Source organism: Streptomyces sp. NPDC028314, from assembly GCF_055565795.1.
In genome coordinates, this window is record NZ_JBVHTP010000002.1 from 466,464 (window position 1) to 486,692 (window position 20,229).

Genomic DNA, 20,229 nt, shown 5'->3' on the forward strand with positions numbered 1-20,229 from the left:
GCCACGGCCCGCCCGGCCACCCCGCCACGGGCCGCCCGGCCACCGCCGGAACGGCCCGCCCGGCCACCGGCGGAACGGGCCGCCCGGCCACCGGCGGAACGGGCCGCCCGGCCACCGGCGGAACGGGCCGCCCGGTCCCCGGTCAGCAGCCCGCCAGGGCCCCGCACGGCCGGGGCGGGGCGACCAGCCGGCGCCGGGCCGGGGCGGCGGGTCCGGGCGCCCCGGGCTCCACCCGCGGAGCGGCCAGGCCGCCGCCCAGCCACAGCCCCGCGTGCGCCACCGACGCCAGCGTCACGTGCCGGTGCCACCCCGCCAGCGACCGCCCCGCGAAGTCCCGCAGGCCCACCTGCCCCATGGACTGCCCGGCGGCCCGCGACACCCTCCCGGTCTCCTTCGTCATCCGCACCAGCGCCCCCGGCCCCATCCGCACCAGGTCCGTCACCCACAGCTGCACCGGCTGGCGCCGCACATCCGTCCACTCCCCGAACAGCAGCATCTCCCGCCCCCCGAGCAGCACCCGTACCGCCGCGACCAGCGAGCTCCGCCGGGCCCCCGGCCGGTCCGGGTCCGCCCACTCCACCGGCGTGCGCAGCCCCCGCACGCCCTGCAGGACGTCCCGCGCGGCCATCGCCCGGGCCCCGCCGCCCGGCAGCCGCTGGTCCGCCACCACCAGCCGCGCCCCGGCACCGATCCGTGCCACCAGCGGCACCCGGGCCTCCGCGAACCGGCTCACCGTGGCGCGGGTCGCGATGTCGGGCACGTCCAGCACGACGGGCCGCACACCCCCGCCGCCGACACCGCCGCCGACACCGCCGCCGCCACTGCCGACGGCGCCGCGCGCCGTCTCCAGCACCCCCGAGAGCGCGCAGGCCTCGTACGACTCCTCGGCGTCGTCCTCCAGGAACATCCGCCACCCGACCGGCGTCGCCACGCCCCCCGACGTGAACCACGTCCCGAAGGCCTGCTGCCCCTGGAACATCTGCCCCTGGTACGGGTCGAAGCGGTTGCCCACCCCCACCGAGTGCTCCCCGCCCCGCGGGATCGCCATCGGCTGCACCACCCAGGCGTTCAGCGGCGCCGCCCCGGCCAGGTACCGCGACAGCGCGGCCCGGATCGGCTGCCAGTCCCAGGTGGATCCCGCGATGAAGTGGTGCAGGGCCTGCTCCTCCGCCGGGCCGCCGCCACCGGTCTGCTGGGCCATGTTGCGGATCGACTTGCGGCCCTCCGCCGCCAGCAGCCCCCGTACGTACTGACGTCCCCGCTCCCGCTGGTCCCGCCGCCGGAGCGACGCGAACACCGCGCCGCACAACTCCTCGACAGCCTCGTCCAACTGGTCGGGCCGGCCGCCGCCGGTGCTGGTGTCCACGACTTTCCCCCTTCGTCGATGCCCCCCTACCGTCCGCCCCGGGACCCCCCGGCGGGGAGGTGCGCCGGGCACACGGCTTCGCCCCCGGGTGGTGGGCGCCCCACCACCACCCCCGCGGCCGGCCCCGATACCCCAGACTGGGCGCATGTCGATTCACCAGAACCTGCTCGGGGGCCCCGCCCCCACCCACCTGCCCGACGAGCCCGCGCCCCGCGAGGCCCTCGCCGCCGGCACGCCCGCCGCCGAGGTGGCCGCCGCCCACCCGACGTCCTCGCTGGCCTGGGCCACCCTGGCCGACGAGGCCTTCGCCGCCGGGAACACGATCGAGTCGTACGCCTACGCCCGTACGGGCTACCACCGCGGCCTGGACGCGCTGCGCCGCGCAGGCTGGAAGGGCCACGGCCCGGTGCCGTGGGAGCACGAGCCGAACCGCGGCTTCCTGCGCGCCCTGAACGCCCTGGCGCGCGCCGCCGGCGCGATCGACGAGAAGGAGGAGTACGAGCGCTGCTCGACCTTCCTGCGGGATTCCTCGCAGACGGCGGCGGACACGCTCGCATAACACCCGGGCAAAGTGCCCTAGAGGGGTTCCGGATCCCCTGCTTATGATGCGGGTCAGGGGACCGGGGCTCCACTTACCCAACCGGAAGGAGCGGACCGCTACCCGGAAGCACGTGTCGAGGAGACAGAAATGTCGCAAGCCCTTGATGCCTCCGGAGCCGGTTCGGACACCCCGAACCTCGACTTCGCCGGCACCACCCCCTACGAGGACTACGTCCAGGCGGACGTCCTCACCCACCTCCAGCACCTCCGCTCGGACGACCCCGGCGAGATGGTCTTCCTGGTGACGACCCAGGTCATGGAGCTGTGGTTCACCGTCATCGTCCACGAGTGGGAAACCGCCGCGCAGGCGCTGCGCGAGGACCGCATCCCGGTCGCGATGGACGCGCTGAAACGTTCCCTCCGCGAGCTGGAGGCCCTGAACTCCTCCTGGCGCCCGCTGGCGCAGCTCACCCCCGGCCAGTTCAACGCGTACCGCGCGGCCCTGGGCGAGGGCTCCGGGTTCCAGTCCGCGATGTACCGGCGGATGGAGTTCCTGCTGGGCGACAAGTCCGCGTCGATGCTGGTCCCGCACCGGGGCGCGCCGCGCGTCCACGGCGAGCTGGAGAAGGCCCTGCACGAGCCGAGCCTGTACGACGAGGTCCTGCGCCTGCTGGCCCGCCGCGGCTTCGCGATCCCGGCGTCGGTCCTCAGCCGTGACCTCTCGCAGCGCTACGAGCCCTCCCCCGAGGTCGAGGCCGTCTGGACGGCCCTGTACGCCGACCCCGACGCGCAGCTCGACCTGCACCGGCTGGGCGAGGTCCTCACGGACGTGGCGGAGCTCGTCTGGCGCTGGCGCAACGACCACCTGGTGGCGACCCGGCGCGCGATGGGCGCGAAGACGGGCACGGGCGGTTCCGCCGGGGTGACCTGGCTGGAGAAGCGCGCCCAGAAGAACGTGTTCCCCGAGCTGTGGACGGCGCGCAGCCATGTCTGAGCCGATATCCGCCGCGCTCCGGGCGCGGGCGGCGCAGCTGGACGCCGCCGACGACCTCGCCAAGCTCCGCGAGCGCTTCACCCTGCCCGAGGGCGTCGTCTACCTGGACGGCAACAGCCTCGGCGCGCTGCCGGCCGGGGTGCCGTCCGCGACGGCCGACGTCGTGTCCCGGCAGTGGGGCGAGCTCCTCATCCGCTCCTGGGACGAGTCCGGCTGGTGGACCGCCCCCGAGCGGATCGGCGACAAGATCGCCCCCCTCGTCGGCGCGGCCGGGGGCCAGGTGACCGTCGGCGACTCCACCAGCGTCAACCTCTTCAAGGCGCTGGTCGGCGCCGCCCGCCTGGCGGGAGAGGGCCGCACGCAGCTGCTGGTCGACGCGAACACCTTCCCCACCGACGGCTACATCGCCGCGTCCGCCGCCCGGATGACCGGCCTGACGGTGGTTCCGGTCGACCCGGCGTCCGCCGCCGGGGCCATGGGCCCGGACACCGCCGTCGTCCTGCTCAACCACGTCGACTACCGCACCGGCCGCCTCCACGACCTGCCCGCCCTCACCACGGCGGCCCACGCCGCCGGGGCCGTCACGGTCTGGGACCTGTGCCACTCCGCGGGGGCCCTGCCCGTGGACCTCGACGCGAATGCCGTCGACCTCGCGGTCGGCTGCACGTACAAGTACCTCAACGGCGGCCCCGGCGCCCCGGCCTACCTCTACATCGCCGAACGCCACCAGAGCGCCTTCGACTCCCCGCTCCCGGGCTGGAACGGCCACGCGGACCCCTTCGCGATGACCCCGGACTACACCCCGGCCCCCGGCGCCGCCCGCGCCCGGGTCGGAACCCCGGACATCCTGTCCATGCTGGCCCTGGAAGCGGCCCTCGACGCCTGGGACGGGGTGCCGGTCGAAGCCGTCCGCGCCAAGTCGCTGGCCCTGACGGACTTCTTCCTGGAGTGCGTGGCCGCGTACGTCCCCGAAGGCCGGACCGAATCGGTCACCCCGGCCGAGCACGAGCGCCGCGGCAGCCAGGTCTCGCTGCGCACGGAGAACGCCCGCGAGGTCATGGCCGAGCTCATCGCCCGGGGCGTCATCGGTGACTTCCGGGCCCCCGACGTCCTGCGCTTCGGCTTCACCCCGCTCTACGTCGGTTTTGCCGACGCGGAGCGCGCCGCCCGGACACTGGGTCACATTTTCGGGTGACGTAGCGGCGAAACGTCACATCTCAGAGTGCGTCACAGGGCGGGCGGGGCTACGGCTCCGCCCGCGCCCGTCTGTCCTCGCCCCGCCACGGAATGGCCTGTTCCAGCCTGATACGGTCCCGCTCTGCCGTAACACCGGAACATCTGTCCCCGCTGTCACACGCGTTACCGAGAGGTCGAGCCGATGACGGACCCCGCAGTCGAACGGGACGCCGCCGAGGCCGCCTCGGCCTTCTCCCACCCGCCGGTCGAGCCCGACGCCACCGCCGCGTACGGGGAACACCCCGACCAGGTCGTCGATTTCTACGCCCCGCGCGGGGACGCGGCCGCCGGCTCCGCCCCGCTGGTGGTGGTCCTGCACGGCGGTGCCTGGCGGGCCCCGTACGACCGGCAGCACATCACCCCCTTCGCGGACTTCCTGGCCCGCCGGGGCTTCGCCGTCGCCAACGTCGAGTACCGGCGCGGGAGTTCGCTGCCGCACCAGCATGCCAACGGGCCCGTCGCGGGACGCTGGCCCGAGACCTTCGACGACGTCGCGGCCGCACTGGACGCGCTGCCCGGGCTCGCGGCCGGGGTGCTTCCACAGGCGGACGTACGGCGGATCGTGGTGACGGGCCACTCGGCCGGCGGCCACCTCGCCCTGTGGGCCGCGGCCCGCCACGTCCTGCCGGCGGGCAGCCCCTGGCGGCTGCCCGCCGCGCCGCAACTGCGCGGCGTGGTGGCGCTGGCCCCCATCGCGGACTTCACGGTCGCCGAGGAACTCGGCGTCTGCGGTGGCGCGTCGGCGCAGCTGCTGGGGGGCGCGGAGCACTGGGACGAGCGCCTCCCGTTCGCGGACCCCGCTTCGCTGCTCCCGACCGGCATCGCCACGGCCGTGGTCCAGGGCCGGGAGGACATCGTGGTCCCGGAACAGGTGGCGGAGGCCTACGTGGCCGCGGCCGCGCAGGCGGGCGAGCTCGTGGGACTGACCCTGCTGGACGGCGTCGGGCACTTCCCGCTCATCGACCCGGCGGTGGACGCGTGCGCGGTGGTGTCCGAGGAGATCGCGCAACTGGCCTGGTAGGGACCCGCGGAGCCCCGCATGCCCCGCCCCGCCACCCGTCTGCCCGACGCGCCGTCACCCCCCGTGCGCCCGCCGCGCGTCAGGGTCTGGTCCATGAAGCCCGCCCTCACGGCCGCCCTCGCGGCCGCCGCCCTCACCGTGGCGGCGCCCGCCCCGGCGCCCGGCGCCCCGACGGCCCCCACCGCCGCCGCCCGTACCGTCTCCGCATGGCTGCCCTGGTGGGACATCGACACGGGCTACCGCAGCGCCCTGGCGCACGCCGACCAGCTCCACACCGTCAGCCCCTTCTGGTACGCCGTCTCGGACGCGACCGCCGTCGGCAAGGAGACCGGCGCCGGGGACCGCCGCATCATCGACGGCCTCCACGCCGAGGGCGTCAAGGTGGTCCCCACCGTCACCGAGAGCCTGCGCGCCCCGGCCATGGCGGACCTGATGAACGACCCCGCCCGCCGCACCGCGCACGTCGACGCCCTCGTCGCGCTCGCCACGAGCCGCTCGTACGACGGCCTCGACCTGGACTACGAGGTGATGGCCGAGACCGGGGACGAGGCCCTGCGCAAGCGGGTCCGTACCGGATACAACCAGCTCACCACCGACCTCTGCGCCCGCCTCCACGCCCTCGCCAAGCAGTGCGTCATCACCGTCATGCCCCGCACCGGGAACGCCGGCCACGCCTTCGACTACGCCCACCTCGGCGCCGTGGCCGACCGGCTGCGCATCATGGGCTACAACCTGCACGACGCCCTGGGGGCACCCGGGCCGCTCTCGTCGACCGCCTGGTACGAGGAGTTCCTGACCCACGCCGTCACCACCGCCAAGGTCCCGCGCGACAAGCTGGAGGTGGCGCTGCCCGCCTACGGCTGGGACTGGACGGTGGGCTCCAAGGCCCGCGCCAAGCACGTGACGTCGCTGGAGGCCGAATCCCTGCGCCTCGACGTCGGCGCGGACTACGAGTTCGACGCGGTCTCCGGGACCCCGCACTTCGGCTACACGGACGACGAGGGCGAGGAGCACCAGGTCTGGTACCAGGACGCACGGGGCTCGGCGGCCCACCTGGCGGTGCTGGAGCGGTTCGGCGTACGGGGCGCCGGCCTGTGGGCCCTCGGCTTCGAGGAGCCGCAGGTGTGGGACGCGTTCGCGGAGTGAGCGGCCCTCGCCGCTTCGCCTCGCCGGACCGGGCCGGGCCGAGTACGTACGCGTACGCCGGAGGGCGGGACGCCTGAAGCGCCCCGCCCTCCGGTCGGCCGGCGGATTTCCCGCAGGCCCGAAGTCCCCGAGTCCTACAGGAACGAGTTGATCTGGATCGTCTCGGTACGGCCGGGGCCGACGCCGATCGCCGAGATCGGGGCGCCGGACATCTCCTCCAGGGCCTTCACGTACGCCTGGGCGTTCTTCGGAAGGTCGGAGAAGGTCTGGGCCTTGGTGATGTCCTCGGACCAGCCGGGCAGGTTTTCGTAGATCGGCTTCGCGTGGTGGAAGTCCGTCTGCGAGTACGGGAGCTCCTCGACGCGCTTGCCGTCGATCTCGTACGCGACGCACACCGGGATCTGCTCCCAGCCGGTCAGCACGTCCAGCTTGGTGAGGAAGAAGTCCGTCAGACCGTTGACGCGGGTCGCGTAACGGGCGATCGGGGCGTCGAACCAGCCGCAGCGGCGGTCGCGGCCGGTGGTCACACCGCGCTCGCCACCGATGCGGCGCAGCGCCTCGCCGTCCTCGTCGAACAGCTCGGTCGGGAACGGACCCGCACCCACACGCGTGGTGTAGGCCTTCAGGATGCCGATGACGCGGCTGATCTTCGTCGGGCCGACACCCGCACCGGTGCAGGCGCCGCCGGCCGTCGGGTTCGAGGAGGTGACGAAGGGGTACGTGCCGTGGTCGACGTCGAGCAGGGTGCCCTGGCCGCCCTCGAAGAGCACGACCTTGTCCTCGTCGAGCGCATTGTTGATGATCAGGGTGGTGTCGGCGACGTACGGCTTGATCTGCTCCGCGTACTGGAGCATTTCCTCGACGATCTGCGCCGGGTCGATCGCGCGGCGGTTGTACAGCTTCGCGAGGAGCTGGTTCTTGCCCTCCAGCGCCGCTTCGACCTTCTGCGTCAGGATGGACTCGTCGTACAGGTCCTGGACGCGGATGCCGATGCGGTTGATCTTGTCCGCGTAGGTCGGTCCGATGCCGCGGCCGGTCGTACCGATCTTGCGCTTGCCGAGGAAGCGCTCGCCGACCTTGTCGAGGGTGACGTTGTACGGCGTGATCAGGTGCGCGTTGCCGCTCAGGAGCAGCTTGGAGGTGTCGATGCCGCGCTCGTTGAGCCCGCGCAGCTCGGAGAGGAGTACGGCGGGGTCGACCACGACACCGTTGCCGATGACCGGGGTGCATCCGGGGGAGAGGATGCCGGAGGGGAGAAGGTGCAGCGCGTACTTCTGGTCGCCTACGACGACCGTGTGGCCGGCGTTGTTGCCACCCTGATAGCGCACTACATAGTCGACGGATCCACCGAGCAGGTCGGTGGCCTTTCCCTTGCCCTCGTCACCCCACTGAGCTCCGAGCAGCACAAGAGCGGGCACAGGCGTACACCTCTTCCGGATGGGGCATGTCCAAGGTCAGGGGGCGTACGACGATGTACACCGCAGGCTGAGCCGTCGGACCGGTACCCCGGAATAGACGAAGGCCCTGGCGCAATAGCGCAAGGGCCTCTTGCACAAAGATGCTACCCGAGGAAGGACCGAGGTGTCGGCTCCAGAGCCCACCATGAGCCATGCGGGCGCGCCGGTAGGCGGCCTGCTCGTGCTCGTCGACCCGGTCGCCCGCCGTCTTGACGGCGAGTCCGTGCGGATCGCGAAAGATGTGCTGTGCGCCGCGGCGTCGGCGAAAGTTTCTCTCCCCGACTCTCCGGAGGAGTTCGCGCGGGCGCTCGCCCGCCGGGGTCATCGGCGGCTGGTGATCGTGGGGGACGACCGGGCGCTGGTGCGGGCCGTGACCCTGCTGCACCGGTCGCGGGACCTGCCGGGGGAGCCCCTGTCGCTGATCCCGGTGGGCCCGGTCGGCTCCCTCGCGCTGGCGCGGTCCCTCGGTGTGCCGCTGTCGGCGGTGATGGCGGCGCGGGCGGCCCTGGACGGCGTGGCGCACACCCGGGACCTGCTGGTGGACGACAGCGACGGGGTGGTGCTGGGGGGTCTGCGGATCGCGCCGCCGCTGCGTGCCGCGGCGCCGCCCGTACGGAGCTACCGGTCGCTGCTGCGCATGCTGCTGCCCAGTCCGTCGGCCCGGGCGGGGCAGGTGCACCGGCTGCGGGTGGAGGTGGACGGGGCGGTGCTCGCCGATGTGGACCACCCGGTGGAGGAGGTCTTTGTGACCACGCCGGAGCAGGGCGGGCCGGCGGAGGTGGTGGTCCGCCTCGCCGGCTGTCCGGCGCTGACGCGGCGGGCCAGGGCGGTGACGGTGTCCGGGGCGGACTTCCGCTACCGGGCCGACCACGCGGGCGTCACGGGCCCGGTGCGCCGGCGCACGTGGACGCTCCGCCCGGGGGCGTGGGCGCTGACGCTGCCGAGGTGAGCGGCGGGGGCGGTGACCCTGCCGGGGTGTGCGGCGGGGGCGTGGGCGGTGACCCTGCCGGGGTGAGCGGCGCGCGCGTCGGAGGGTCCGGGTGCGGGGGCGGGCCGGCCCCGGGCCCCGTCCGGTGCCGGCCCGCCCCGGACGGGGCCGCGGTGCGGGAGGCGCTGGGGGACTGGCGGCGGGACGGCCTGCTGCTCGGGCTGCTCCCGGTGTTCGGCTGGCCCGCGCTGGCGGGGAGCCTGCTCACGCGCCCGGCGCCGCTGGGGGTGGCCTGCCTCCTGGCGCTCCTCGCGCCGGCCGGGCTCGCGCTGCGGGAGCTGTACGCCGGCTCGCGTGCCCGCCGCGCACTGCGGGAGCCGGGGGTGCGCTGGACCTCGTACGAGGCCACGGTCACGCGCGTCGGACACCGGCCGCCGGTGGTGGTGCTGGACGGCGGCCGGGGCGTCCTGACGCTGGGGCTGCTCGGCCGCCGGGTCCTGTCGGGGGCGCCCGAGCCGGTGGTGTGGCTGGCGGGGGACCCGGAGGCCGGGGGCGTCCTGTGGGCACCCCGCGCAGCAGCCCTGGGCCGGGCGCGGCCGGCCCGCGCGTCCGGGCGCGGCCCGGGGGTGACGCGGCGGCCGGCCCGCGCGTCCGGGCACCGCCGGGGGTGACGCGGCGGCCCGCCCGTGCGCCTGGGCGCCGCCCGGGCTGACGCGGCCGGCGCCACCGGCTCCCGGTCAGGCCAGGTCGAGCGTCGCGCGGTGGTCGCGCCAGCGGTCCATCATGCCGAGCATCTCGTGCTGGAGGAACTCGAAGAACGCCGCCGTCTCCGCGATGCGCGCGCCCGCCGGGGAGCCCGCGCCCAGGCTCGCCGCGCCCTCCCGGAGGGTCTTCTCGAACAGCGTCAGTACCTGGTCCCGCCGGGTGAAGGTCTCGTACCAGAGCTCGTTGTGCAGGACGTACCGGTCCCGCCGCGAGCCCGGTTCCCGCTCCCGGGTGACCATGCTGACCTGCGTCAGATACGAGACCGCGCCCGATACCGCCGCCGGGCTGATCTGCAGGGCATCGCCCAGTTCCGCCGAGGTCATCGCGCCGCTGTCGCTCGCGAGCAGCTGCGCGTAGACGCGGGCGGCCATGCGCTGCATGCCCGCCTCGGTCAGCTGCGCGGCGAACCGCTCCACGAAGCGGGAGACCGCTTCCTCGTCCCGTTCCACATCCATGTCCGCCACCCCTCGAACTTTACGCGATTCCCGAGCTTCACAAGTTTGTGAAAGTAGCGTACGTTCAGAATCATGACGAAGGCAATCAGCGTCGCCGGCCTCCACAAGGCCTTCGGCCGCACCCCCGCACTGGACGGACTCGACCTCGACGTCACCACCGGCGAGGTCCACGGATTCCTCGGCCCCAACGGCGCCGGAAAGTCGACCACCATCCGGGTCCTGCTGGGCCTGCTGCGCGCCGACTCCGGCACCGCCACGCTGCTGGGCGGCGACCCGTGGGCCGACGCCGTCGCGCTGCACCGCCGCGTCGCCTACGTCCCCGGCGACGTCACCCTGTGGCGCAACCTCTCCGGCGGCGAGGTCATCGACCTCTACGGCCGGCTCCGCGGCGGCCTCGACCGGTCCCGCCGCGCCGAGCTGATCGAACGGTTCGAACTCGACCCGACCAAGAAGGGCCGTACGTACTCCAAGGGCAACCGGCAGAAGGTCGCCCTCGTCGCCGCCTTCGCCTCCGACGTCGAACTGCTCATCCTCGACGAGCCCACCTCCGGCCTCGACCCCCTCATGGAGGAGGTCTTCCGGGGCTGTGTGAACGAGGCACGGGCCGCCGGGCGCACCATCCTGCTCAGCTCACACATCCTCAGCGAGGTCGAGACCCTCTGCGACCGGGTCAGCATCATCCGCAAGGGGCGCACGGTGGAGAGCGGAACCCTCACCGAACTCCGCCACCTCACCCGTACGTCCATCAGCGCCGAGCTGGCCGGACCGCCGAACGGCATCGCGCACCTGCCCGGTGTCCACGACGTGGAGGTGCGGGGGCTGAAGGTGCGCCTCCAGGCCGACACCGACAAGCTGGACGCCGTACTGCGCTCGCTGGCCGAGTCCGGGGTGCGGTCGCTGACCTCGACGCCGCCCACGCTCGAAGAGCTCTTCCTGCGCCACTACAGCGAGGACGTCAACACCAAGGCGGGCGCACTGCGATGACGACCAGCCAACTCGCCGGGACCGGCACCCTCCTGCGCCTCGCACTGCGCCGCGACCGCGTGATGATGCCGGTCTGGATCCTCGTGGCGGCGATGACCGTGCTCAGCATGCCCGCCTCCCTCGACTCGATGTACGCCACGCCCGCCGAACGGGCGGAACTGCTCGCCACGATGAACGCCAACGGCTCGCTCCGAGCCCTCTACGGGCCCGTGTTCGGGGACTCGATCGGCGCGCTGACCGCCTGGAAGGGCGGGATCTTCGCCGGGCTCCTCGCCGGGATCATGAGCCTGGTCGTCGTGGTCCGGCACACCCGCGAGGAGGAGGAGACGGGCCGGCAGGAGCTGCTCTCCGCGGCCATGGTGGGCCGGCGCGCCCCGCTGACGGCGGCGCTGCTCGCCGCCCTGGTGGCCAACGGGCTCGTCGTCCTGCTCGTCACCGCCGGCCTCGCCGGGCGCGGGGCCGGCGGCGCCGCGGCCCTCGGGCTGGGCATCGGCGCGACCGGGATGCTGTGCGCGGCGCTGGCCGCCGTCGCCGCCCAGATCACCGAGAGCGCGCGGCTCGCCAAGGGGCTCGCCGGCGGCCTGATCGGCGCGGCGTTCGTACTGCGCGCGGCGGGGGACGCGGGGACCGCCGACGGTTCCTCGGCGCTGACCTGGATCTCGCCGCTGGGCTGGCTGGAGCACGTACGGGCCTTCGCGGACGAACGCTGGTGGGTGCTGGCGCTGTTCGCGGCGGCCACGGCCGCGCTGTCCGCCGCGGCGTACGCGCTCGCCGGCCGCCGGGACCTGGGCATGAGCTTCCTCCCGGCCCGGCCGGGCCCGGCGGAGGGCCGGCTCGCCGGCGCCGGGGCGCTGGCCTGGCGGCTCCAGCGCGGCGCCCTGGCCGGCTGGAGCCTCGGGTTCCTGGTGGCGGGGGTGGTCTTCGGCTCCATGACCGACGGAGCCGCCGACCTGGTCGGGGACAACGAGAAGACCCGCGAGATCATCGAGCGGATGGGCGGCGCCGGCGCCCTCACCGACGCGTTCCTCGCGACGATGGCCGGGATGCTGGGCATGGTCGCCTCCCTCCACATCGTCTCGGCGGTGCTGCGGCTGACCGGCGAGGAGTCGGGCGGGCGCGCCGAACCGCTGCTCGCGAACGCCGTCGGCCGGCTCCGCTGGGCCGGTGGCCACCTCGCCGCCGCCTTCGGCGGCTCGGCGCTGATCCTGCTGCTGGGCGGGCTGGGCCTGGGCATCGGCCACGGCTCGGACGTCGGCGGGGCCGTGGGGGCCTGCCTGACCCAGCTCCCGGCGGTCTGGCTGATCGGCGCGGTCGCCGCCCTGCTGCACGGAGCCGCCCCGAGGTACGCGGTCGCCGCCTGGGCGGTGGCCGGGACGGCGCTGGCCCTCGGATGGGTCGGGCCCGCGCTGAACCTCCCTCAGGTGGTCATGGACCTCTCGCCCTTCGCCCACCTGCCGAAGCTCCCGAGCGCGCAGGCCCTCGCCTGGGCGCCGCTGCTCACCCTCACCGCCCTCGCGGTCGCCCTGACGGCCGGCGGCCTGGCCGCCCTGCGCCGCCGGGACCTGACGGCGTAGCGGACCTGAGGGTGTAGCGGACCTGGCGGCAGGACCTAGAGCTCCACGGCCAACTCCCGCAGCCCGCGGATGACATACCCGTCCCGCCACTGCGGCTCACGTACGAGCCGCAGTGGCGGGACGCCGTCCGCCAGCAGCGCCCCGAACGAGGCCGCCAGCTCCAGTCGGGCCAGCGGCGCCCCGAGGCAGTAGTGGATGCCGGCGCCGAAGGTCAGATGCGGGTTGTCGGCCCGTTCGAGGTCCAGAACATCCGGGTTCGCGAAGCGCGCGGGATCGCGGTTCGCGGACCCGAAGAGCAGCGCGACCTCGGCTCCGCGCGGGATGACGGTGTCCCCGATCGTGATCTCGTCGAGGACCCAGCGTTCGAACATTTGTAGGGGTGTATCGAATCGCATGAGTTCATCCACAGCTGTGGACAACTTTTCGGGATGCGTGCGGAGATCCGCCAACCGGTCGGGATGGCGGTACAGCGCCCACCATCCGTTGACGGTGGTGTTGACCGTCGCCTCGTGCCCGGCGTTGAGCAGGAGCACACAGGTGGAGATCATCTCCTGCTCGCTGAGGCGGCCCTCGTCTTCGTGGGCGGCGATCAGCGCGGAGATCAAATCCGTCCCGGGACGCCGACGGCGTTCGCCGATCAGCGCCCGCAGGTAGTCGCTGAACTCCACGCTCGCCGTGACGGCCCGTCGGGCCGTCGCCTCGTCGGGGTGGAGCTCGTACATCCCGCAGATGTCCGCCGACCACGGCCGCAGCAGCTTCCGGTCCGCCTCCGGGATCCCCAGCAGCTCCGCGATCACCGCCACCGGGAGCGGCTCCGCGAGCGCCGTCAGCAAGTCCCCGCCGCCGTCCGCCAGCAGACCGGCCACCAGCTCCCCGGCCAGCCGCTCCACCGCAGGCGCGAGCCGCTCCACGGTGCGCGGGGTGAACGCCTTCGCCACCAGCCGCCGCACCCGCGCGTGCGCGGGATCCTCCAGGTCCAACAGGCCGTTGTCGTTGAGGACATGGAACGGCTCGTGCTCGGGCGGCGGCGCCTGCCGCCCGAATTCCTCGTGCGAGAAACGGTGCAGGTACGTCCGGCCGAGCCGCCGGTCCCGCAGCAGCGCACTCACGTCGGCGTAATGCGGCACCAGCCACTGACCGGTCGCCTCCGACCACAGCGCCCGCCCCTGCGCCCGCAGCTCCCGGTAGGCCGGGTACGGATCGGCGACGAACGCGGCATCCCACGGATCAAAGCCCATCCCCGCACCCTAGGGGGTGCCTCCCGCGTCCCAGGGGGAGTTCGGGACGACCTCCACGAAATCCGGGCGGCCGGGCGGCCCGGACGAGACCCCCTATCCCGGAGTGACCAGCCGGGTCTCGTACGCGAACACCGCCGCCTGGGTCCGGTCCCGCAGGCCCAGCTTCACCAGGATCCGGCTCACATGCGTCTTGATCGTGGACTCCGCGACGACCAGCCGGTCCGCGATCTCCGCATTGGTCAGCCCCTGCGCGATCAGCACCAGCACCTCCGTCTCCCGCTCCGTCAGCTGAGCCACCCCCGTCGGGTCCGCGAGCCGCGGGGCCTGCGCGAGCTTGGAGAACTCCACGATCAGCCGCTTGGTCACCGAGGGCGCCAGCAAGGCCTCACCGGCAGCCACCACCCTGACCCCGTCGGCCAGTTGCCGGGCGGAGGCGTCCTTCAGCAGGAAGCCCGACGCCCCCGCCCGCAACGCCTGGTACACGTACTCGTCGAGGTCGAAGGTCGTCAGGACCAGCACCTTCGCGTCCGTGTCGGCGGCCACGATCTGCCGCGTCGCCTCCAGGCCGTTCATCTCGGGCATCCGGATGTCCATCAGCACCACATCCGGCCGCAGGGCCGCCACCTGGGCGATGGCCTGGCGGCCGTCCACCGCCTCCCCGACCACCTCGATGCCCTCCATCGCGTTCAGCAGGACGGAGAAGCCCTCACGGACCATCATCTGGTCGTCGACGATCAACACCCTGATCGTCATGCCGACTCCTCCCCGGACTCCGGCCGGCTGCGCACCGGTATGAACACCGCCACCTCGTACCCGCCCGCCGCCGTCTGCGCCGCCGTCATCTCCCCCTCCAGCATCGCCACCCGCTCCCGCATCCCGGTGATCCCGTGCCCGGCTCCCGGCGACGGCGGGACATCCCCGGTCGCCGGACCGTTGACCACCCGTATCCCCAGCCCGCCCAGCACATACGACACCTCGACCCCGGCCGCCGCTCCCGGGGCGTGCCGCAGCGTGTTGCTCAGGGCCTCCTGGATGATGCGGTACGCCGACAGCTCCACGCCCTGCGGCAGATCCCGCACCGCCCCGGTGACCGTCTTCTCCACGGTGAGCCCGGCGTCCCGCACATTGGCCAGCAGCCCGTCCAGCATGGCCAGCGTCGGCTGCGGGGCGTCCGGCGCCTCGTAGTCCGCCGACCGCACCACTCCCAGCACCCGGCGCAGCTCGGTCAGCGCCGCGACCGCGTTCTCCCGGATGGTGACGAACGCCGCCTCCAGCTCCGGCGGCGGGTTCTTCACCCGGTACGGCGCGGCCTCCGCCTGGATCGCCACCACCGACATGTGGTGCGCGACCACGTCATGCAGCTCCCGCGCGATGGTCGTGCGCTCCTCCAGCAGCGTCCGCCGGTCCCGCTCGACCGCCGTGACCTCCTGCTGCGCGGTGACCTCCTGCTGCGCCTGCCTGCGGATGTTCCGCACGGAGACCGTCAGCAGGACGATCGCCGCCACGAAAGCCATCGGACCGACCTCGACCGACTGGGAGCGGCCGAGCAGCATGGGCGTCAGCGTCCCGAACAGCACGGTGATCAGCCACATCCAGCCGGCCACCCGGGGACGGCTCCGCATCGCGACGATGGTCACCACCACGAGGTAGGCGGCGAAGGTGCTCGGCGACCACGGCCAGGTCAAGTCCCTGCTGCCGAGCAGCGACAGCGCCGCCGTCGCGGCCAGCGCCCCCCAGAACGCGGCCACCGGACGCACCAGCGTCATCAGCACCGGCACCGCCGCGATCAGCCCCATCACCGTGTACTGGGCGGGCGGCATACCCGTCCCGGCGCCGGCCATCAGGACCACGATGAAGGCCATCACACCCACGGACGCGTGCGGCAGATACGCCGCCCGCGCCCGTATCCGCTGGGGGAGCAGCCGGATCAGGCGCCCGTCCGTCCGCATCTGCGGCAGCGGTCGGTAGGCGAGGGCATCGGTGATCAGATCCTCGCGCAGGCTCTGGAAGAGCCCCGACGCCAGTCGCAATTCCGGTGTCCGGGCTGCGCCCCCGGTGGTCGTCTCGGTCATGTACGAACCGTAGGTCCGCGCACCCCTCATCCGCGTCGCCGCTGATGGGGATATCCGGGAGTCCCCCTCAAGTACTACGCAGATCCGTCAGTAACCCGTCGGACGGATCAGACCCGTCTCGTACGCGAACACCGCCGCCTGGGTCCGGTCCCGCAGGCCCAGTTTCACCAGGATCCGGCTCACATGCGTCTTCACCGTCTGCTCGGCCAGGATCAGGTGCTCCGCGATCTCCGCATTGGACAGGCCCTGGGCGATCAGCGACAGCACCTCCGTCTCCCGCTCCGTCAGCGCGTCGATCCGCGCCCGCGACGGGGCGCGCGGCGCACCCAGCCGGGAGAATTCCGTGATCAGCCGCTTCGTGATGTTCGGTGACAGCAGGGCCTCGCCGGCCGCCACCACGCGCACCGCCTCCGCGAGCTGGTCGGCCGACGCGTCCTTGAGGAGGAACCCCGAGGCTCCGGCGCGCAACGCCTCGTACACGTACTCGTCGAGGTCGAAGGTGGTCAGCACCAGCACCTTCACGGTGGCGGCCGGATCGGCGGTGATGACCGAGGTGGCCTCGATACCGCCCATGCCCGGCATGCGAATGTCCATGAGCACCACGTCCGGGCGCAGCTCCGCGACCTTCTCGACGGCCTCGGCGCCGTCCACGGCCTGGCCGACGACCTCGATGTCGGGTTGTGCGTTGAGGAGCACGGTGAAGCCCTGGCGGACCATCATCTGATCGTCGGCGATCATCACCTTGATCGGGCCGACCGTGTTGTTCAGGGCAGTCATCAGGCCTTCTTCGTCTCGTTCGGCGCAGGGGCCAGGACCCCGGGCGGATCCATGGGCAGGACGGCGCTCACCTCGTACCCGCCGTCGGGGCGCGGGCCGGCCGCCAGCTCCCCGCCCAGCATGCCTGCCCGTTCACGCATGCCGAGCAGCCCGTGCCCGGCACCGTGGGACGGCGGGGCGGGCCGGGTCGGCGCGCTGTTGGCCACGCACAGGTGCAACTCGCGCGGCCCGTAGGCGATGCCGACCTCCACCTGTGAACCGGGGGCGTGGCGCAGACAGTTGCTCAGCGCCTCCTGCACGATCCGGTACGCGGTGAGCTCCACGCCCGGGGTCAGCGCCCGCCGGATGCCCGCGATCTCGGTGGTCACGTCCAGGCCCGCCCCCCGGACGTTGTCCACGAGGCCGTCCAGTTCGGCGAGGGTGGGCTGCGGGTGATGGGGGTTCGCCGGGTCGTCCGCGTGCTCCGAGCGCAGGACGCCCAGCACCCGGCGCAGCTCGGTCAGGGCTTCCAGCGCGTTCTCCCGGATGCCCGCGAGGTTCTCCTTGAGCTCCTCGGACGGGTTCTCCACCAGGTGCGGAGCGACCTGCGCCTGGATGGAGATCACGGACATGTGGTGCGCGACGACGTCGTGCAGCTCGCGGGCGATGCGGCTGCGCTCCTCCAGCAGGGTCCGCTGCGCCCGCTCCGTCTCGGTCAGGGTCTCCTGCTCGACGAGCTTGCCGCGGGCCAGCCGGGTGGCCCGCAGCGCGTAACCGAGCAGCCCGGTGACACCGAAGACGAGGAGCACCCCGATGACGCTGCTCCGGCTGTGCTCCGGCTTGAAGAACCCTTCGGCGAGCCCGGTGTAGGCGACCGAGACGCCCACGACCGCCGTGGTCACCGTGGGCGGCACGCGCAGGGCCACCAGCAGGATCAGCGGGGCGAACGCGAACGGCCCGACGGGCGTCCAGGGCCAGTCCTGGCCCTGCCCGACCTGGCTGTGGATCGCCCAGGCGATGAGGCCGGCGGTCAGCAGGCCGAGCCACCAGCCGGCGATCGGACGGAACATCGCGGTCACGATCGAGAAGCCGGTGAGGATCGACAGGACGACCATGACGGTGGAGTCGTGGACGTCGTAGTGGTCCTGGAGCTGCGAGGACGTGAGGAAGCCGAAGAGGACCGCCACGTAGACGACCAGCACGTGCGGCAGCCTGGCCAGCCAGCGAGGGCGCGACATCCGGGGCAGCGGATCCCTCTCCAGGGTGAACAGGGCCGGGGCCAGGGTGCGCAGGACGCCGCGGGTTTTCACGGAGATCGGGACCGGGGGCTCGCTCAGCTCGTTCACGTCGTCCAGCCTAGGCATGGGTGATCTCCCTGGCGGGTCCCACCCGGGTCTCGGGGGAGACGGGGCCGGCGGCGACGCGGACGGTGCGGCCCGCCCGCCGGGGACCGCCCTGCTCGTACGTCCGGAACGCGGCCCAGCAGACGGTCAGCGCGGCGGCGAACACCGGCAGCCACAGCAGCCGGGCGGCTATCCAGCCGGGGGAGCCGGGCACGGTGTGCAGCCCGGGCAGGTCGGCGGAGACCAGCATCCCGAGGGCGGTGACGGCCATCATCGAGGTCTGGTGCCACAGGAAGATGGTCATCGCGGACAGGTTCACCAGCGCCACCTTCGCCCACGCCCGGGGCCGCAGCATCGCCCGGGCCAGCGGTTCGCGCACCAGCAGGGCCAGCCCGCACTGGGCGAGGCCGAAGGCGACCGCGGCGATGGTCGGCGGGTTGAGGTTCGAGATCTCCGCGCCCGGAACACCGACCATGGACGCCGGGTACCCGCCCCAGAGGATCAGCGCGGCGGTCGCGAGGGCCCCGCCCACCAGCAGGGCCACGGCCGGGGTGCGCCGGGCGAACGCCCCTCGGGACCAGGCGGCCCCCAGGGTGAACGGGACGAGCCAGCCGGCGGCGACATTGACCCAGCCGATCCACTCGGGGCCCTCGAAGCCGAACCGCCAGACATCCACGCCCGCCACGACCGCCAGCGGCCACACCGGGCTCAGCCGCGCCACCAGCGGGGTCGCGGCGGTGAGCGCCGCGAAGACCAGCAGGAACCAGAGCGGCGACAGCACCAGCTTCAACAGGGTCTGGACGGTGGCTAGCTCCACCCCGCCGAGCAGCATCCCGACCGCGGTGACCGCCCACAGCACGAGCACCGCGGCCACGGGCCGGAACAGCCGGCCCAGCCGCTGCCCGATCCAGGTGCGGTACGAGACCCCGCGCGCCCGCGCCGACACGTAGCCCTGGGCTGCGACATGGCCGCCGACGAGGAAGAAGACGGCCAGCGTCTGGAACACCCAGGAGACCGGGGCCAGCCGGCTCATGTGGGCCAGCGGACTGGTGGTGCTCAGGCCGCCGTCGGCCGTCGTGAGCGCGGTGACCAGCCAGTGCCCCAGTACCACGCCGAGGATGGCGAAGGCCCGCAGAGCGTCGACGGAGCGGTCCCGGGAGGCCGGCGTACCGGCGTGTATGCGGTCGGCCAGGGCGGACCAGCGGGCGTGCTGCTTACGCATGGGAGCCCTCCGAGGCAGTGCGCTGCGCGGCGGAAACAGGGGAGGCGGAGACAGGGGCAGCGGGAGCAGGGGCGGTGGGGGCAGGGGCAGCGGGGGCAGGGGCGGTGGGACCAGGGGCAGCGGCAGGGGCAGCGGCAGGGGTCTCAGCGGGACCGATGACGATCCGGGCCAGGCTGTCGAGCGACTCGGTGCCCGCCTTGAGGTAGTCGCTGTGCCCGGCGGTGCCCGCGGAGAAGGCCCGGGCGCCGAAGGCGGGATCCACGGGGTCGGTGCCGAACCCGACGCCGCCGAGCCGGACATGGGGCACATGGCCTATCCAGTCGCCGCTGCCCCGCCCGGCCCAGACCCGGGCGGCAGTCGGCAGCCCGGCTGCGGACCCCGCCCCGGTGCCCGGACTGCCGAACAGGACCACGTCGGTGACCTCGGGCCCGGTCTCGGTCCGGGCGCAGACCACCGAGCCGTAGGAATGGCACAGCAGGGAGATCCGGGCCCCCGCCGGGGCGAGGTCCTTCAACCGGGTCAGGAAGGGACCCAGTTCGGCCGCCGCCTCGTCGGCGCGGTCGGCGGTCAGGACCGTCGTACTGACCGTGCCGGGCGTGTCGTACCCGAGCCAGGCGACCACGGCGGAGCGCGGACGCTCGGCCTGGAGGCGCTGCTGGAGGGCGACCGCCCCGGCACGGAACCTCTGGTAGGTGTCCAGGCTGGTGTCGGAGCCGGGCACCAGCACGGCGACCCGCTCCGCGCTCTCCAGATCACCGAACACCTCGACGGCGCGCCCCTGTCCGCGCCCGTCGAAGCTCAGGAACCGGGCCCCGCCCGCAGGCGAGGCCATCTCCCGCAGCTTCGCGGCCCGCCCCCTGCGCCCCGCCTCCTGCGCCATGGCGGCGGCCTCCGCGAGGTTGTCGAGGTTGGCGGCGTACCGCACCTGCGGCGCGGCGGGACCGCTGAAGACCACCGGGCTCGGGGCGGGGACGTGGGGCGAAGCGGCTGCGGACACCGGGAACACCACGGCCGCGGCGATGAGGCCGGCCAGCAGGGTGCGGCGCGTACGGCTGCCAGTGCTCATGGCGTTGGTTCCTTCGGTCCGGAGGTCCAGGGAAGCGGTGCGTCTTCTCTGGTTCCGAAACTAGGA

At 73.5% G+C, this 20,229-nt stretch carries 19 protein-coding genes; 9 read left to right on the forward strand and 10 right to left on the reverse strand.

All coding sequences use genetic code 11. The annotated features are described in order from the left end of the window. Nucleotides 1-142: 142 nt before the first annotated feature. A complete protein-coding gene (locus tag ACZ4TG_RS06365) occupies nt 143-1,366 on the reverse strand; it encodes an IS701 family transposase (RefSeq protein WP_468160171.1) in 1,224 nt (407 codons plus the stop codon). Nucleotides 1,367-1,511: 145 nt separating this feature from the next. Between ACZ4TG_RS06365 and ACZ4TG_RS06370 the strand changes: the two genes are divergently transcribed. The 5 genes from ACZ4TG_RS06370 (at nt 1,512) to ACZ4TG_RS06390 (ending at nt 6,303) form a co-directional block, all read left to right on the forward strand. After that, entirely contained in the window at nt 1,512-1,925 is a 414-nt protein-coding gene (locus ACZ4TG_RS06370; protein ID WP_468160172.1) for a DUF3151 domain-containing protein, read from the forward strand. A gap of 129 nt (nt 1,926-2,054) precedes the next feature. Beyond that, nucleotides 2,055-2,900 (forward strand): tryptophan 2,3-dioxygenase family protein, encoded by an 846-nt coding sequence (locus tag ACZ4TG_RS06375; protein ID WP_468160173.1) that lies wholly within the window; start codon nt 2,055-2,057, stop codon nt 2,898-2,900. Further along, nucleotides 2,893-4,095, forward strand: coding sequence for a kynureninase (kynU, locus tag ACZ4TG_RS06380; protein WP_468160174.1), 1,203 nt, complete (start codon nt 2,893-2,895; stop codon nt 4,093-4,095). The genes ACZ4TG_RS06375 and kynU overlap by 8 nt, the downstream gene beginning before the upstream one ends. A 183-nt stretch (nt 4,096-4,278) precedes the next feature. Continuing rightward, complete coding sequence (locus ACZ4TG_RS06385) at nt 4,279-5,157, forward strand: alpha/beta hydrolase (protein WP_468160175.1); 879 nt, start codon at nt 4,279-4,281, stop codon at nt 5,155-5,157. Nucleotides 5,158-5,589: 432 nt separating this feature from the next. Beyond that, nucleotides 5,590-6,303 carry a glycosyl hydrolase family 18 protein gene (locus tag ACZ4TG_RS06390; protein ID WP_468160440.1) on the forward strand — a complete coding sequence of 238 codons (714 nt, stop codon included), beginning with the start codon at nt 5,590-5,592 and terminating at the stop codon, nt 6,301-6,303. A 134-nt stretch (nt 6,304-6,437) separates the two neighbouring features. On the opposite strand, the gene ACZ4TG_RS06395 is transcribed toward ACZ4TG_RS06390, so the two are convergent. Then, complete coding sequence (locus ACZ4TG_RS06395) at nt 6,438-7,721, reverse strand: adenylosuccinate synthase (RefSeq protein ID WP_468160176.1); 1,284 nt, start codon at nt 7,719-7,721, stop codon at nt 6,438-6,440. Nucleotides 7,722-7,905: 184 nt separating this feature from the next. Here ACZ4TG_RS06395 and ACZ4TG_RS06400 point away from each other — a divergent pair, with 184 nt between their 5' ends. Beyond that, on the forward strand, nt 7,906-8,709 hold the full coding sequence (locus ACZ4TG_RS06400) for a diacylglycerol kinase catalytic domain-containing protein (protein ID WP_468160442.1): 804 nt from the start codon (nt 7,906-7,908) through the stop codon (nt 8,707-8,709). 152 nt (nt 8,710-8,861) lie between these two features. Then, nucleotides 8,862-9,359 carry a hypothetical protein gene (locus ACZ4TG_RS06405; protein WP_468160177.1) on the forward strand — a complete coding sequence of 166 codons (498 nt, stop codon included), beginning with the start codon at nt 8,862-8,864 and terminating at the stop codon, nt 9,357-9,359. Between the two features lie 66 nt (nt 9,360-9,425). Here the strand turns inward: ACZ4TG_RS06405 and ACZ4TG_RS06410 are convergent, their stop codons facing one another. Next, the gene (locus tag ACZ4TG_RS06410; RefSeq protein WP_468160444.1) at nt 9,426-9,908 is read right to left on the reverse strand and encodes a GbsR/MarR family transcriptional regulator; all 483 of its coding nucleotides are present in this window, start codon (nt 9,906-9,908) and stop codon (nt 9,426-9,428) included. 72 nt (nt 9,909-9,980) lie between these two features. Here ACZ4TG_RS06410 and ACZ4TG_RS06415 point away from each other — a divergent pair, with 72 nt between their 5' ends. Next, entirely contained in the window at nt 9,981-10,892 is a 912-nt protein-coding gene (locus tag ACZ4TG_RS06415; protein ID WP_468160178.1) for an ABC transporter ATP-binding protein, read from the forward strand. Continuing rightward, the gene (locus ACZ4TG_RS06420) at nt 10,889-12,466 is read left to right on the forward strand and encodes an ABC transporter permease (RefSeq protein ID WP_468160179.1); all 1,578 of its coding nucleotides are present in this window, start codon (nt 10,889-10,891) and stop codon (nt 12,464-12,466) included. Before ACZ4TG_RS06415 ends, ACZ4TG_RS06420 begins: the two co-directional genes overlap by 4 nt. A 35-nt stretch (nt 12,467-12,501) precedes the next feature. Here ACZ4TG_RS06420 and ACZ4TG_RS06425 read toward each other — a convergent pair whose 3' ends face one another. From ACZ4TG_RS06425 to ACZ4TG_RS06455, 7 genes are all read right to left on the reverse strand, one after another. After that, nucleotides 12,502-13,704, reverse strand: coding sequence for a cytochrome P450 (locus tag ACZ4TG_RS06425; RefSeq protein WP_468160180.1), 1,203 nt, complete (start codon nt 13,702-13,704; stop codon nt 12,502-12,504). Between the two features lie 93 nt (nt 13,705-13,797). Continuing rightward, nucleotides 13,798-14,457, reverse strand: a complete 660-nt coding sequence (locus ACZ4TG_RS06430) for a response regulator (RefSeq protein ID WP_468160181.1) — start codon at nt 14,455-14,457, stop codon at nt 13,798-13,800. Then, nucleotides 14,454-15,776, reverse strand: coding sequence for a sensor histidine kinase (locus ACZ4TG_RS06435; RefSeq protein WP_468160182.1), 1,323 nt, complete (start codon nt 15,774-15,776; stop codon nt 14,454-14,456). The genes ACZ4TG_RS06430 and ACZ4TG_RS06435 overlap by 4 nt, the downstream gene beginning before the upstream one ends. 87 nt (nt 15,777-15,863) lie before the next feature. Continuing rightward, nucleotides 15,864-16,553: a response regulator gene (locus ACZ4TG_RS06440; RefSeq protein ID WP_468160183.1), complete on the reverse strand. Its 690-nt coding sequence runs from the start codon at nt 16,551-16,553 to the stop codon at nt 15,864-15,866. Continuing rightward, a complete protein-coding gene (locus ACZ4TG_RS06445) occupies nt 16,553-17,896 on the reverse strand; it encodes a sensor histidine kinase (protein WP_468160184.1) in 1,344 nt (447 codons plus the stop codon). Before ACZ4TG_RS06445 ends, ACZ4TG_RS06440 begins: the two co-directional genes overlap by 1 nt. Further along, nucleotides 17,889-19,097 (reverse strand): acyltransferase family protein, encoded by a 1,209-nt coding sequence (locus ACZ4TG_RS06450; protein WP_468160185.1) that lies wholly within the window; start codon nt 19,095-19,097, stop codon nt 17,889-17,891. The genes ACZ4TG_RS06445 and ACZ4TG_RS06450 overlap by 8 nt, the downstream gene beginning before the upstream one ends. Next, nucleotides 19,090-20,163: an alpha/beta hydrolase gene (locus ACZ4TG_RS06455; protein ID WP_468160186.1), complete on the reverse strand. Its 1,074-nt coding sequence runs from the start codon at nt 20,161-20,163 to the stop codon at nt 19,090-19,092. The genes ACZ4TG_RS06450 and ACZ4TG_RS06455 overlap by 8 nt, the downstream gene beginning before the upstream one ends. Nucleotides 20,164-20,229 lie beyond the last annotated feature (66 nt).

Excerpts from the sequence above, each read along its gene's own strand:
- ACZ4TG_RS06370 (WP_468160172.1), top strand. The coding sequence starts at position 1,512 with ATGTCGATTCACCAGAACCTGCTCGGGGGCCCCGCCCCCACCCACCTG.
- ACZ4TG_RS06375 (WP_468160173.1), top strand. The coding sequence starts at position 2,055 with ATGTCGCAAGCCCTTGATGCCTCCGGAGCCGGTTCGGACACCCCGAAC.
- kynU (WP_468160174.1), top strand. The coding sequence starts at position 2,893 with ATGTCTGAGCCGATATCCGCCGCGCTCCGGGCGCGGGCGGCGCAGCTG.
- ACZ4TG_RS06385 (WP_468160175.1), top strand. The coding sequence starts at position 4,279 with ATGACGGACCCCGCAGTCGAACGGGACGCCGCCGAGGCCGCCTCGGCC.
- ACZ4TG_RS06390 (WP_468160440.1), top strand. The coding sequence starts at position 5,590 with ATGAACGACCCCGCCCGCCGCACCGCGCACGTCGACGCCCTCGTCGCG.
- ACZ4TG_RS06400 (WP_468160442.1), top strand. The coding sequence starts at position 7,906 with ATGAGCCATGCGGGCGCGCCGGTAGGCGGCCTGCTCGTGCTCGTCGAC.
- ACZ4TG_RS06410 (WP_468160444.1), bottom strand. The coding sequence starts at position 9,908 with ATGGATGTGGAACGGGACGAGGAAGCGGTCTCCCGCTTCGTGGAGCGG.
- ACZ4TG_RS06415 (WP_468160178.1), top strand. The coding sequence starts at position 9,981 with ATGACGAAGGCAATCAGCGTCGCCGGCCTCCACAAGGCCTTCGGCCGC.
- ACZ4TG_RS06420 (WP_468160179.1), top strand. The coding sequence starts at position 10,889 with ATGACGACCAGCCAACTCGCCGGGACCGGCACCCTCCTGCGCCTCGCA.
- ACZ4TG_RS06425 (WP_468160180.1), bottom strand. The coding sequence starts at position 13,704 with ATGGGCTTTGATCCGTGGGATGCCGCGTTCGTCGCCGATCCGTACCCG.
- ACZ4TG_RS06430 (WP_468160181.1), bottom strand. The coding sequence starts at position 14,457 with ATGACGATCAGGGTGTTGATCGTCGACGACCAGATGATGGTCCGTGAG.
- ACZ4TG_RS06435 (WP_468160182.1), bottom strand. The coding sequence starts at position 15,776 with ATGACCGAGACGACCACCGGGGGCGCAGCCCGGACACCGGAATTGCGA.
- ACZ4TG_RS06440 (WP_468160183.1), bottom strand. The coding sequence starts at position 16,553 with ATGACTGCCCTGAACAACACGGTCGGCCCGATCAAGGTGATGATCGCC.
- ACZ4TG_RS06445 (WP_468160184.1), bottom strand. The coding sequence starts at position 17,896 with ATGCCTAGGCTGGACGACGTGAACGAGCTGAGCGAGCCCCCGGTCCCG.
- ACZ4TG_RS06450 (WP_468160185.1), bottom strand. The coding sequence starts at position 19,097 with ATGCGTAAGCAGCACGCCCGCTGGTCCGCCCTGGCCGACCGCATACAC.
- ACZ4TG_RS06455 (WP_468160186.1), bottom strand. The coding sequence starts at position 20,163 with ATGAGCACTGGCAGCCGTACGCGCCGCACCCTGCTGGCCGGCCTCATC.